The organism is Parabacteroides caecihominis (genome assembly GCF_023656785.1).
In the GTDB taxonomy this organism is placed as follows: Bacteria; Bacteroidota; Bacteroidia; order Bacteroidales; family Tannerellaceae; genus Parabacteroides; species Parabacteroides segnis.
In genome coordinates, this window is sequence record NZ_JAMOKS010000001.1 from 61,320 (window position 1) to 75,728 (window position 14,409).

At 40.1% G+C, this 14,409-nt stretch carries 7 protein-coding genes; all 7 read right to left on the minus strand.

The genetic code is table 11. The features are described 5' to 3' along the window. Positions 1-7: 7 nt before the first annotated feature. The gene (locus tag NBH14_RS00125; protein ID WP_186957842.1) at positions 8-1,678 is read right to left on the minus strand and encodes a RagB/SusD family nutrient uptake outer membrane protein; all 1,671 of its coding nucleotides are present in this window, start codon (positions 1,676-1,678) and stop codon (positions 8-10) included. A 20-nt stretch (positions 1,679-1,698) separates the two neighbouring features. Then, positions 1,699-5,052, minus strand: a complete 3,354-nt coding sequence (locus NBH14_RS00130; RefSeq protein WP_186957843.1) for a TonB-dependent receptor — start codon at positions 5,050-5,052, stop codon at positions 1,699-1,701. Between the two features lie 194 nt (positions 5,053-5,246). Further along, complete coding sequence (locus NBH14_RS00135) at positions 5,247-6,227, minus strand: FecR family protein (protein ID WP_186957844.1); 981 nt, start codon at positions 6,225-6,227, stop codon at positions 5,247-5,249. A 65-nt stretch (positions 6,228-6,292) separates the two neighbouring features. After that, complete coding sequence (locus NBH14_RS00140; protein ID WP_186957845.1) at positions 6,293-6,838, minus strand: RNA polymerase sigma factor; 546 nt, start codon at positions 6,836-6,838, stop codon at positions 6,293-6,295. A gap of 901 nt (positions 6,839-7,739) precedes the next feature. Further along, positions 7,740-9,317 (minus strand): glycoside hydrolase, encoded by a 1,578-nt coding sequence (locus NBH14_RS00145; RefSeq protein ID WP_186957846.1) that lies wholly within the window; start codon positions 9,315-9,317, stop codon positions 7,740-7,742. Positions 9,318-9,328: 11 nt separating this feature from the next. Next, positions 9,329-10,963 carry a RagB/SusD family nutrient uptake outer membrane protein gene (locus NBH14_RS00150; protein WP_186957847.1) on the minus strand — a complete coding sequence of 545 codons (1,635 nt, stop codon included), beginning with the start codon at positions 10,961-10,963 and terminating at the stop codon, positions 9,329-9,331. Between the two features lie 11 nt (positions 10,964-10,974). Further along, positions 10,975-14,286, minus strand: a complete 3,312-nt coding sequence (locus NBH14_RS00155) for a SusC/RagA family TonB-linked outer membrane protein (RefSeq protein WP_250817008.1) — start codon at positions 14,284-14,286, stop codon at positions 10,975-10,977. Positions 14,287-14,409 lie beyond the last annotated feature (123 nt).

A 14,409-nucleotide genomic window follows, 5' to 3' on the forward strand; every position in this document is an offset into this window, starting at 1 on the left:
TTAAAAATTACTCATAAGGATTAAATGTTCCATTATCCCATCCTTGAGTCTGCTCTAACTTGCTATTCGTTTCCAAATGTTTTAAAGGCAATGCATAGAAGTAATAATTATCCTTGAAGTCGATCGTAAATACTTTATCCAACTCTACAATAGAATCTCTAAAGAAAGTAGTATAATCTTTATTCAAATCAACGGTACTTTCTATAGCCAGGAACTCCTCCTTATTCATTTTCAATATTGGATAAACACCATGACGTTTTGTTCCGTTCAGTTCATCAGCAAACAAACGTCTTCTGCGTAAATCCCAATAACGTTTACCTTCAAATGCGAACTCAATCTTACGCTCTAACATGATAGCATCAATCATTCTTGAAGAATTCATATTTTCCTCCAGACCATACATACTATTATCACCCGGTAGTATGCCTGCTCTACTACGAATTTGTTTTAATACATCATATGCTTCCATTGTTTTACCAAGTTCAGCTGCACATTCTGCATAATTCAACAAAACCTCGGCGTAACGAATTTCAGCCCAGTCTGTACTACCTTTATCCGCAAAATAGGGCGTATTTGAAACATTCACGGCACGTCTGCAATAAAATCCAGTAGAGCCTGCTGCATTTTCAGCTCCCACAAAAGTCCATTGTTTCCGACCAGTCTTACCACTTAACTCCCATAAACAACCATTATAAGCGATAGAAGCCTTAAAACGTGGGTCCCTATTTTCCCAGTAAGCGTCAGGATTATAACCAGAGCCGGCATCCGTAATCGGTTTGCCATTAATCATCGGATAAGATTCCACCATTTCCAACGTGGGTTGATTAAAGCCTGTAATATTTTGCGAATCATCCAACGGACGTGTAGCCGCCTCCCAGTTATGAGTAACATCAGGTTCCTGATAACGATAAGCCAAAACCACCTCCTCATTCATCTCATTAAACCAGAAATTCTCATAATCGGCATATAAGGCATATCCGTTTTTCGCCAATTCATCTTTAGCCACTTTATTGGCTTCGTATGCTTTTTCCCAACGGCTCATGTCTTTTTCCGGATTAAATTGCGGACTTGCATAATACAACAATATTCTACCTTTCATCGCCAAAGCAGCAGCCTTAGTAATACGTCCCACATCTTTGTTGCTCCAATGCCAGGGTAAACCGGCAGCCGCTTTATCCAAGTCACCCACAATGAAATCAATACATTCCGAAGTCTTATTTCTAGCAACATAGATATCATCCGACAAAGACTGCGGTTTTTCTATGATCGGAACGCCGCCATACTGACGTACCATTCCAAAATATTGCCATGCCCTAAGAAAATAAACCTGTCCTTTCAGTTGATTTTTCGTTTCTTCATCTATACCTCCAGACTCGATACTTTCCAAAAAGATATTGATATTCCGGATATTCGTATAATTCCATGTATCAATGGAAGAAGAAGTCAGTTGACCGTACATAACCTCGGTTTTAGACCTTGGTGCTGCTTCATCAGAAAGACAAGAAGCATCATAATCCCATCCGGGCAAGTTATCTCTGCATAATTTGTTTACATAAGCTGTCGCATAACTCACATCAGACCACACTTTATCTTCCGGAATTGCAGACAAATCAGTTTTATCCAATACATCGCAACTTGCTAACAATATCAATGATGATAAAAACAATATATATTTCATATCTACTCTCTATTTAGGAATTAAAAACTCAAGTTCAGACCCAAAGAATAACTTCTCATATTCGGATAATCCGCAATAGAAGAACATTCAGGATCATAATACTTTATCTTATTTTGTAAAAGGAATAAGTTCGTACCTGTCAGGAACACTTTCAATTGCTCTATTTTCAATTTAGACAGAAAACTCTTAGGAACAGTATAACTCAGATTCACATTCTTCAGACGCAGGAAATCGGCATCACGTACCCAGAACGAAGATCCCATCCAGGCATTATTTCTTCCGGCACGCGGGAAAGCAGCACTCGGATTTTCAGGAGTATAATGATCTTTCAAATAAGCGAAAGGCGATTCTTCCAGAGGCCAAGGCTGATCAAAATAATCCAACATTCTCTTAGCACCGGCTACGCCTTGGAAAAAGAGTTCCAATTCAAATCCTTTCCAGGCACCTCCGATAGAGAAACCATAATTGATAGGAGACGACGTATGATTAATGATCCAATCCTGGTCGTTCTCATCAATAATACCATCGGGAGTATCTGAATTTGGTCCACGTAAGTCTCTATAATTGAGCATACCCAGTTCTGGTTTCTCCCCGAATATTGTATATCCTTCCGGTAGAGCATCCAAATCTGCCTGTGTACGGATAATACCAGTTGCTACATACCCCATTTTACGATCAGTGTTCAAACCGAGTTCTGATTTATAAGCTCGCAAGTTCTCTGCTTCATCTTTTTCGATCAATTTATTAGTAGCATAACCGATGTTACCTTTCACCCAGTACTGAACATCAGAACCGATCTTATCTTGCCATCCCAATTCGATTTCGAACCCTTTGGAATTGATAACCGCATAATTTTCAGCAGGCATTTTAGCACCGAATGTTGTCGGCAAACTAGCCAATCTATCACCTAAGATATCATACGTATGTTTAAAGAAACCTTCAACACTTAAAGATAATCTATTCTTGAACAACGCTGCATCTAATCCCCCATTATAAGAAAGAGACTTTTCCCAGGTAATATTGGGGTTAGGTACTACACCTGCCGACAAACCATTAGACAACTCCCCAAAATATGCACCACTATTCAATGAATAATTTTGTTGCCATTGCCAACCACCGACGGCATCGTTACCCAACAAACCGACAGATGATCTGAGTTTCAGATAATCAACGAAACGAACATTGTTTTTAAAGAAGTTTTCCTCCGAAATACGCCAGGCCGCCGAAACGGATGGGAAAAATCCCCATCGTTTATTAGGGGCAAAATTAACCGACCCGTCATAACGGAAAGATGCTTCAAGCAAATATTTGTCATCATAACCATAATTTACACGTCCGACATAAGATAGACGTCCTGTTTCTGAGCCTTTACCATCTACAGAAGAATCTTTCGGGTCTGAACTTCCGGCAAACAGTTCATCTACAATATTAGAAATAAAATATTTCCGTTGAGCATTGAACCAATCTACTGTTCCTTCATACTGTTCATAAATAAAGGTTCCGCCGACATCATGCTTGCCAAACCGATGATTATAGGTTATAATAGCATTCAGCTGGTAGCTGTTATCCTTATTATATTTTTCCAATAAATAGTCACCATCATCACGAATAACCATTTCTTTCACTACATTTGATGTCTGGAGATGATTATGTCCTCCCGAAGTTTCAAATTTGTATAAAGGATAAGGTCTGTTGAATTGTTTGATAAAAGTATGTTTGTTAAACTGATTATACATCAGCTTCAGGCTCAACCCTTCTATAAAAGGGACATTATATTGTAACGCAACAGTAGCATCATAGCTGGACCATTTCTTCCGGTTATATCCGGTCGAACCGTTGATTGCTTCCAGTGGAGACCAAGCCATATTTGTTCCGTTAGCCTTTCCGTCGATATAAGAGGGGAACCAACGCCCTCTACGCAACAAGCCATTATACAAATTATTCAATGTCTCTTTATCATCATCATACAACCAGAAAGGTTTATCATCATTTCTGGTGTCGATATTTATATTTAATGAAGCTACCAGATCTTTGGTTATATTGGCTTCCAAATTGCTTCTTAAATTATATTTATCATAAGTCAGATTCTTAAACGAACCATTCTCATAAAAATAAGAACCGCCGATAAAATATCTGACTGCATCATTTCCTCCGGAAACATTGACCGTATGGCGTGTTACCATCGATTGCTTCCAAGCTTCATCCAACATATTGAATTGTCCGCTGTTAGCACGCAGATATTCTAACTCATCTTCCGTAAAATATCTCATATCGGACGGATCTACATTTTGATCCCTCATCTTATCGTTATGATACATCACCTGGTCGTAACCATTCATCACCTCCGGTATTTTAGTCGCATCCGAAAGACCTATACTTCCGGAATAAGTGATAGTCGGCTTACCGATTTTACCTTTCTTTGTTGTCACAACGATAACGCCATTTGCTGCACGCGAACCGTAAATAGCAGCAGAAGCTCCGTCTTTCAATACAGAAAGATTCTCAACCTCCGAAGCATCCAAACCATCAAAGGCAAATTTATCCCGGACTACTCCATCAATTACATACAACGGATCTGAGTTATTCCAGGTGCCTACCGCACGGATTGATACGGAAGCACTGGCTCCCGGTTTACCTGTGTTCTGAGTAAATCTTACACCTGCCAGACGTCCGCTCAAAGCATTCGATAAGTTTGAAGATGGTATTCCATTTATGTCTTCTGAATTTATCGTAGCCACAGATCCTGTCAGATTCACCTTTTTCTGTGTACCATAACCCACTACAACGACTTCATCCAAAGCCTGTGAATCTTCTTCCAAGCTGATCACATAGGTTGACTTATTGGATACAGATATATTCTTCGAGTTATATCCAATGTAAGAAACCAACAATACAGACTTATCTTCCACATTCAATGTAAATTTTCCTTCTATATCTGTTACTATTCCGTTCGTTGTTCCTTTTTCTACTACATTCGCCCCGATAATAGGATCGCCGTTAGAATCTGTAACAACACCGGTAACCTTTCTCTTTTGCTGCTGGACTTCCAGCATCTCCATTGCTTTATTCTTCTCTGTCGGATTTATCAGAATGAAATTATTCTCTGTAATCTCATACTTGATCCCTTCCTTTGCAAACAAGCGGTTCAGGATGGTTTCTACTGTCTGGTTTTTTTCACGTACAGATACCTTCTTATCCAGGTTTACCTTTCCGCTCTCATAAATAAAACGGAACTCAGACTGATTCTCTATCAGGAAAAGAATTTCCTTGATGGACTGATTATTGACATCCAACGATAGTTTCGTCTTCTGTGAATAAACGGTAGCCGAGATATTGAGTGAGAAAGCAATTAAAGCTAAAGTTGTCAATCTCATAATAGCGTATACCTTTTTAAGGACCGGAGAGGATTCCGGCCTTGATAATTTAAAAAAATTCATATATTTGTAATTTGATTGTTAGTTAACGATAGTGCTGGACACACTGTATATTAATGATCAAAAAATAGGACGGGAAGTGGTGCAAACATTTCCCGTTTTTATGTTTCATGGTATTTATCTCATAGGCAAATTTATTTAGAGGTTATACTTATATGTTTTCCTTTCACGTGATAGGCAATATTACTCAGTTTGGATAAAGCCTCCATGACTTCCGCAATCGTATCTTCCTGAATGACACCGTTATAGCGTATCTGTTCTCCCAAGTCTTCCTGAACAGCGATATCCACATTATACCACCTCTCCAGATATTTACAAACGTCGGCCAAAGACATATCATCCATATACAGCTTATTCTTCAGCCAGCCGTAGGAATGCGAGAGATCTCCTTCAACCTGTTCCAGCCGGTTGGTCCGTTTATCGAACTCCGCCATTTCGCCGGCTTTCATCACCAGCCTGTCGTTCTGGTGCTCCAATTCGATATGGCCCTCTATCAAAGAGGCCCGGATAGTCGGATCATCGGGATAGGCTTTTAGATTAAAGGTAGTCCCCAATACTTTTACTTCCACCCCGTTCGCCATTTTTACAACGAAAGGCCTTTTACTCTTCGACACGTCAAAATAACCTTCCCCCTGAAAACGTATCTCCCGGACCTTCTTCTGCGGGTTATAAGCATAGGTCACTTCCGAACCGGAATTCAACTTGACGGTCGACCCATCCGGCAGAACGATCTCCGAACGGTTGCCATAATCGGCAGTCAGGCTCACTGTCACCTCCTGTTCCCTGTCGAACCATCCGGTCAAGGAAAGGGCGACCATCAATAAAACAGCCGCGGCAACACCTGACAATGCATAAGAGATATTTTTCAGTCGTCTCTGCAAAGATACCTTCCGATGGTTCACCTTATCCACCTTCACCCAGGCCCGGTTTGTATCGAACACGTCCATGTCCATGTAATTTGCGGACTCTTCCCAGATCCTGCGATAACGTTCCAGCTCCTGCTGGTTCGACTCACTCCCGGCCAGCCATTCCTGCAAAACCGGGTCGGTGATCTCCTTTTCACCGCCGAGCAGGTAATTTACGATGTGATCGTTTATGAGTTCTTTTCCTTCCATGAATCTTCTTTTTATAATTAAGACACCTCAAAACAAAAAAGGTCCTATACGGACCTGAAAAAAAATTATACACCTTTCAGCTCCAGGCATCTTTTCAGACGTTGCAGGGAGCTCCATATCTGATTTTTAATCGTTTTAACGGAAATGGACAACTGATCGGCAATTTCTTTTTGCTTCAGTCCTTTCACACGGTGAAGGAGCAATACCTCCTTACAGCGGCCGGGCAGGCGGTTAATGCAATCGTTGAGTGCCAAGCGGAACTCTTCGGATTCAAGCGGGTTTTCTTCATAGTAGGAAAGCGGCTCCTCCCGGCTTTCCAAAACGGACCTGTAATTCGTTTCGGTACGGATGTGGTTCAGGGCCAGATTTTTTGCCATCCTATACAGGTAACCGGAAACATTCTCCCCAATCTCTATTTTCTTCCGGTTATTCCACAGAGTAAGAAATAATTCCTGCACGACATCTTCCGCATCCTCCTTATCCATCAATATACGATAGACATAATAACACAGACGGCTGTAGTAACGGACGAACAGCTTATTGTAACTGGTGTAATCATCTTTTCCGATTGCAGCAATTAATATTTCATCTGTAACAGAAGTGTTCTGCATATTTTAGGTTAATATATTAATAATAGTTGCTCTGATAAAAATCAGATAAAACTTTCAGGACATACTATACAATTGTTTTTTCATAAAAATGCGCTATAACCCTATGCAAATATAAACTTATTTTTATGATAAAAAAACTACTCCTAATTACCATTTATATAATAGTATCGCATATCTGAAAGCTTTCCATAATATACTGAAATTCAAAAAAGCATAAAAAAACGTGGAACCGTTGTTACATCTCAGCCACATAGGGTATCCCGACCCGATACACTGATAGTAAGCAACGGCCCACGTCATATCATATATAACTAAATATACAAACAACATGGGCATTTTGTTGCTACTATCTCAGTTGTATCAAAAATTTGGGATAATTATGTGGACCGAGATAATATCTTAAAATGCCTTTTTATAAAATTAATCTGTGCAGAAAGAGATCAACGCTATGACTTCAAAACTATCCGCACACTACAAAGATAGCGGATGCGATTAAATAAACAACGGAAATGATAAAATATTCTGTTTTCTTGTGTTTTACTAAAAAAATTATCCCTACTTTGCCATGACAAATTAATACGCTTGTTTTCAATCACTTGCCATTATCGTCCTTTCTTCACTTCCTATTCAAATCAGCGGCCGATAATTGTCTGCCGTTTGGTTGATAATTGTGAGCCAATCGGCCGATAATTATGAACCATACGGTTGATGGTTATCAACCACTGATTACATGGCATACTAATTCTAATTAGTACGTATACTTTTTCCGGTTAGGTCGGTATAAAATTCTATTCATGCCATAGTAAAAATACAAGCGGTAATAACCACTCCAAAGAAAGGTTCCGCATGTCTTCAAAAAAATCAGTCCTGCAAAAGACTTCGGCAGGACTGAACTTTTCAACTAGATTACAACTGTAACCACAGCCTTCGGGGCAATTATCAATTCCGATAATTTATGTTCTCCCGTATATTCCAGATTTTTATCCATATCAGTAACAAACATTTTCCCTTTCGTTGAATTACCACATCTAATCTTCACTTCTTTCTGCTTATCCTCATAATTGATAAAGACCAACACTACCTTTTCCCCATCCGTATAAGCAGAACTCATTAACGAAGTTGCCGCCTCCAGTTCAGAAATCTCCGGTTCTCTGTCCAACGAAATCCTCCACATCCCCGGACGAATAAACAGACTAAAATTACCTGTCGCCCACAGCATCTTCGTAGGACTTACAATTCCGTCATATTTCAAACTTTCGGCTGTTGAATGCTCTTTAGGCTTCAACTGGATAGGAACATCTTCACCCAAAGAAACAGCAGTCCACCACTGCCATGCCGATGCATTGGCTACCGCCAAATCAGTATGGATAATCCGTGCAACATATAATCCCAGATTCAGACTTTTGGCAGGGGAAGGTTCACCGGATATTTCATCATTTTTCTCCAAAATACAATATTCCGAAGCCCAGAACTTAGTACCATTATCAGCCGCCGACAGAGCCCCACGTATTTTCTGTCTCAGTCCAACCAATGTTTTCGCCGGGTAAGCACTCCAATAATCATGGGCAGAAACACAATTATACACATTGGGCATCCCCATAATATTGTACTGTCCTTTACGAGTAAAAAACTCTTCTATGATATTATCCGGCATTGTCAGACTGGTGTCGCAGTCGAACAAATACTTCATATCAGCCACCTCTCCAAACACAATTTTCGATGAAACACCATGTCTGGTTAATGCTTTATCCAACTCTCCGACAAGCATATATGCATCTTGATTGGTTGCAAAACTACCTTCCTGCCACTTATTTTCTCCCCAATCAATCTGAGGTTCATTTATAGGACTTATATACCTGACATTAAAACCCTCATCAATGAAATGCTTGGTTGTTAACGCCAGAAAATCGGCAAAATCATCAAATTTATCATGCTGCAAATTAATCCTCTTCTTATCCGACGCCAATGTCGAACCACTTCGCGTCATAAAATAAGGAGCCGAATTGGTGAAAAACAGAAAGTCATCGACCCCTCTTTCTTTTGCCGCCTTCATGAACCACTGTTGTCCAGCCTGCTTACTAAAATCATACGAGCCATCCGGTGATAAAAAACACTCTGTACGATTCCAGGTGCTCGTGACTTCTTTATTTTCTCGGTTTTCGAAACTCCCGGCACCAATATTCACCCTCCAGTTACTCAGACCTATACCGATCGGATTTCCGTTGGTATCCATCTTCGTGCTAAAAAGCAGGTCAGCAATCTTTTCACGTTTTTCTACCGGCCAATACCGACCGACAAAAGCGATCCTCCAGGCATCCGATGCCCCGAAATTATCGATCACCTGATATTTTATATCTTTCCTTACCTGAAACATCACCGGTTTCTCTTTCTTTTGCGTAACTCCGGCAAAAAGGTTCGGAATAATACAGGCAGAAAGAAACAGCAAACCTAGATATCTTTTTAATAATCCATATACCATAATCATTCCTTTTATTCAAAATTTGTTTGAACCAGATTCGGATTTCTGTCCAGCTCCGATTGTGGTATAGGAAGATAAGTATTTTTGAAGGAACGTATTTCCAATACGACTTTATTCTCCTCTCCAGTTTTAATAACAGCCCGTTCTTCCTGAGGAATATTCGTATCCATAATGACTGTACCATAGTTGGTTGCATAAATAGGTCCGTTAAGTACTTCTTTTGCAATACCCCATCGTACGATATCACTACGTCTTAATCCTTCGAATGCAAACTCAACGCGTCTCTCACGCCTTAACAACTCACGCAAGGTTGCCTGTGTCGAATATTTATTTCTGTCTACCATCGGCATCCCGGCACGTTTCCGCACCTCATCCATCAAATTGCAGGCTTCATCAAGATCCCTGTTGAGTTCGATCAATGCTTCTGCTTTTGATAAAAGCACCTCGGCGTAACGAAAAACAATAAAATCGAGTCCTGTATTGTTGATATCCGAATATTGCGTAAGAGGCGACATATACTTACAGCATGTATATCCCGATTGTGAAGCATTACGTGAATCATTTGCATTATCCTTGTTCGGTTTCCCATCTATAGTCCTGTCGAGTGTATTATATATTCTGTAAACGCCGTTAGGATTTACCCAATCTGCTCCGGAGTACAAAACTGTTGCATAAAAACGGGGATCTCTATTCTTATAAGGATGAACCGGGTCATATTCTCCGTTTTTTTCAGCTTCTTCGATCGTCAGACCGGAAGATGTTTCATAAGCGTCGACCAGGCTTTGTATAGGAACAAATGCCGACCATCCCCCGTCGTTCGCATTACAAAATTCAATAATTGTCTGATTCTTATAATCATTCTCCACCTTTTTAGCAGCCAGGATAATCTCGCAATTATCTTCATTCGCTTCTTTAAACAAATCGGCATAAGGAGTCGTTCCGGCAGTAAACAAATTATAAACACCCAGTTTCTCTATTTCATCGGCTGCTGCGATCGCTTCTTCATATTGCTTGTAATACAAACACATTCTCATTTTAAGTGCCAATGCCGCCCCTCTTGTGATACGACCAGACTCTTTAGGCGTAACATCCAAGTTTCCTTCTGCCGAAAGCTCATTCAATTCATCCAATATAAATTTAACTATATCAGCTTCGGGCGATGCCGGTATTTTGGATTCTTCCAATGTAGATACAACTTCTGTTACCAAAGGAATATCTCCATAGGCTGTCGCCATCATATAATATCTCCAGGCACGAAGAAAGCGAACCTCATTCCTCAGTTGTTTCAGTCTGTTCGGATCTTTAAACGGAACTTCGGTATTTTCAGTAAGAGCCAGGAAATTATTACAACGGGTTATCAAAGTATAATCAAACCATCCGATTCCTGGATTTGAATGCGTCGCTTTTCCGTTGGCATAAGCAGACCAGTTCGTATTGATGGCACAATAACCATTATCACTAAACACATCATTATAAACAGTAAATGTCTGATCCACATAGCCATCATAACAACCGACCACTAACATTTCAATATCTTTTTCCGTTTTCGGGAAAGTAGCAGTCGATAAAGAATCTTTAGGTGCACGATCCAGAGAACAAGAAGTAACCAGAATACCTATAATGAATAAAAATAATATCTTTTTCATACGATTAATCTTTATAAAGTGATAGAAATTCCAACCGAATTAGTTGTTATATGCGGATAATATGCTCCCCAACCACTTGGAGCCTCAGGATCGATTCCTTCCGGACATTTTTTTATTGTCAGCAGATTTTGTCCGCTGTAATAAATACGGACAGAAGATATCTTCATATTAGTACACCATGTCTTAGGGAATGTAAAGCCTACCTGTACATCTTTCAGTCTCAGATAATTCGTATTGACCAGCCAGAAATCAGAGGTTGTCACTTCCGGCATATTATAAGTTCTGAATTTGGATGCACGCGGCATTTTATTCGTCGGATTTTCAGGAGTCCACCTATCCAACCACAACTTGGAAGGATGGCCTGAATCACCGTTAAATTCACCATACATTTCATCCGTAAAATAACGGGCAACGCCTGCCGCCCCATGGAAGAATAAAGAGGCATCAAATAGCTTCCATTTAGCCCCCAGATTAATACCAAATGTAAACTTAGGATTTTCTGAGTTCAGAATAATCTTATCCTTTTCATCGATAACATTATCCTTATTCCTATCGACCAGCTTAATGTCTCCTGGTATCAGACGTGCATTGTCAATCATCGTATATTTAGGAGCCTTATCTATCTCTTCCTGACTCTGGAAAATTCCGTCAGACTGGTAACCGTAGAATGCCTGATACGGGCGACCAACCATTGTTATGGTGCGGCTACCTTTCTGGTCGTCGAGGTCTCCCAGTGACAATACTTTGTTTTTATTATAGGCAAAATTCACACCGGCATTAAAAGCCACCTGACTAATCTGCTTATTATAATTCAGAGAGGCCTCAATACCTTTATTGCTCATCTCACCGATATTGTCATAATATCCTCCGTAACCAAAGGTAGTAGGAACATTAACCTGCATCAAAATACCCGTCGTTTTACGATTATACCAATCAAGAGTCATCGACAATGAATTCAGTACAGTCATATCCAAACCGACTCCCCAGGTATAGGTTGTCTCCCATGACAAGTCATTTATCTTATTATTTGTCTGTGCTGCTCCAGTATTGATTACATTACCAAAAGGATATTTAGGAGATGTAGAATATGTATTAATATACGGATAATAATCATTCGGAATTTCCTGATTTCCTAATACACCCCAGGAAGCTCTGACTTTCATATCATCGACAAAAGTACGTGTACCAGCCATAAAATTCTCATTTGATAAACGCCAGGCTCCGGAGAAAGAAGGGAACCATCCCCATCTATATCCTTTAGCGAAACGGGAAGAACCATCCCCTCTGATATTACCTTCGAACAAATATTTATTATCAAAATTATATTTAGCTCTTGCAAAGAATGAATTCATGGCAAGTTCGCGGGTATATCCGCTATTAGTCATTCCGACAACCGAACCTCCGTTCAGGTCGGTTACATCCGAAGAAGGAAAGTCTTTCCTGTAGGCTTTCGTTTCCTTGTATTTATACAATTCCGAATGGAAACCAGCCAATAGATTAACCGTATGCTTTTCTATAAATGTCTTATCGTAAGTCAACATAGCATCTGCTTGTGTACGGTTATTCGTATAATAAGATTGTGTATACTGGGTAGGTCCGTCATATTTGGCTTCATTATATTGAATTTCTTTTCTATACAAATTATAATCCTGGTTCTGTACATAATATGAACCGTTCACTCTGGCTACCAATCCATCCAGAATATCATAAGAAAATTCCGCAAAAGCTGTAATATAGTCATTCTGTCTTTCACCTTTTGCCCCCGAATCCTGGAAAGCAATCGGGTTACCATCACTGATTGTTCCATATGTACCATCTTCATTCTTATAGGGAACCATCGGAGATATTCTATTTACTTGACGGTAAGTCTGTTCGCTTGTTCCCGAATCCCAGGATATCGGGTTTGTAGGCTCCTGAATCAAAGAATTGACATAATCCAGATTTATTTTGGATTTTAACCGCTCTGTAATTTTCATATCCAAGTTTACACGCAGGTTGAACTGCCTGTTTGCTGCATTTTTCACTATACCTTCCTGTTTTGAATATCCCAGCGAAGTACGGTAATTTACCCATTCGGTACCTCCACCGACACTTACATTATGCCGGTTGGTAAATCCGGAACCCACAAAGAAAAGTTTATTCCAATCTGTATTTGGATGTCCGTACGGATCGGTTCCATTTGCGTACAAGTCGATATCGGTCTGAGAATAAGGCATACGCTTTGTAGCCTGTTCCGGGGTAGCACCTTCGGATATAGCACCCCAATATTCTGCTTCATTAGTCAACTGAGCTAATTCTACCGAACTGGTACGCGGCATCAATTCCGAAGGGGAAGACCATCCGAAAAGAGCGTTGTAATTGATCTTGGGAGCCCCCTGTTTTCCCCGCTTCGTGGTAATAAGAATTACCCCGTTAGCAGCTTTAGAGCCATATATAGCAGCTGAAGCAGCATCCTTCAAAACAGATATACTTTCGATATCCTGTGTATCCACTATATTCATATCTCCTTCGATACCATCAATCAATACCATCGGTGTCGATACATTGAAAGAGCCGACACCACGAATAAGTATTTTGCCGGCATCCATACCCGGTTGTCCTCCACTATTTGTAACAGTCATACCCGGAACCAGGCCCTGTAATCCCTGAGAGACATTGGATATTGCACGATTAGCCAAAGATTCTGAATTTACGGTAGCCACCGATCCTGTCAGGTTTACTTTTTTCTGGCTGCCGTATCCGACAACGACTACCTCATCCAACGCCTGAGTATCTTCCTCCAAAATGACAGTCAATACTGTATTGTTCCCCACTTTTACTTCTTTAGGACGATAACCTATATAAGAAATCTCAAGAGTCGAACCTTCCGGCACTTCTATATCAAAATTACCATCCAGATCAGAAATTACTCCATTTACGGTTCCTATCTGAACAATATTTGCTCCTATAACAGGTTCGCCATTCGCATCTGTTACGGAACCTTTCACTGACTTATTTTTACCTGTACTCGTATTTTGAGGCTCAGACTCGGCAAGAACTATCTGAGTATCCCCTTTTATAGTATAAGAAACAGGAATCTGCCCCACAATCTGTCCCATCACGGCTTCAATACCCTGATCGTTCACTTCAACGGTAATCGGAGTAGTCATACCAGGAAGTCCTTTCTTATAGAAAAAGCGGTATTTGCTCACCTTTTCAATTTGCTTCACCACTTCCGAAGCAGGTTTGTCTTTGATATGTATGGTTATCTGAGCGTGAATCTCCAGCAACGGAAAGGTTAACAATAATGTCAGAAAAACCATCTGTTTAAATAAATGCTTCATGTTACTCATTTTTCTTTTAATTAGAAATAAGACGTAGATAAAATAAATGTTTGTAACTTTGTAAGCAGAAGAGTCCCGTTAACAACGGCCGGTCTCCTACATCGGCTGTATCAACATAAGGGA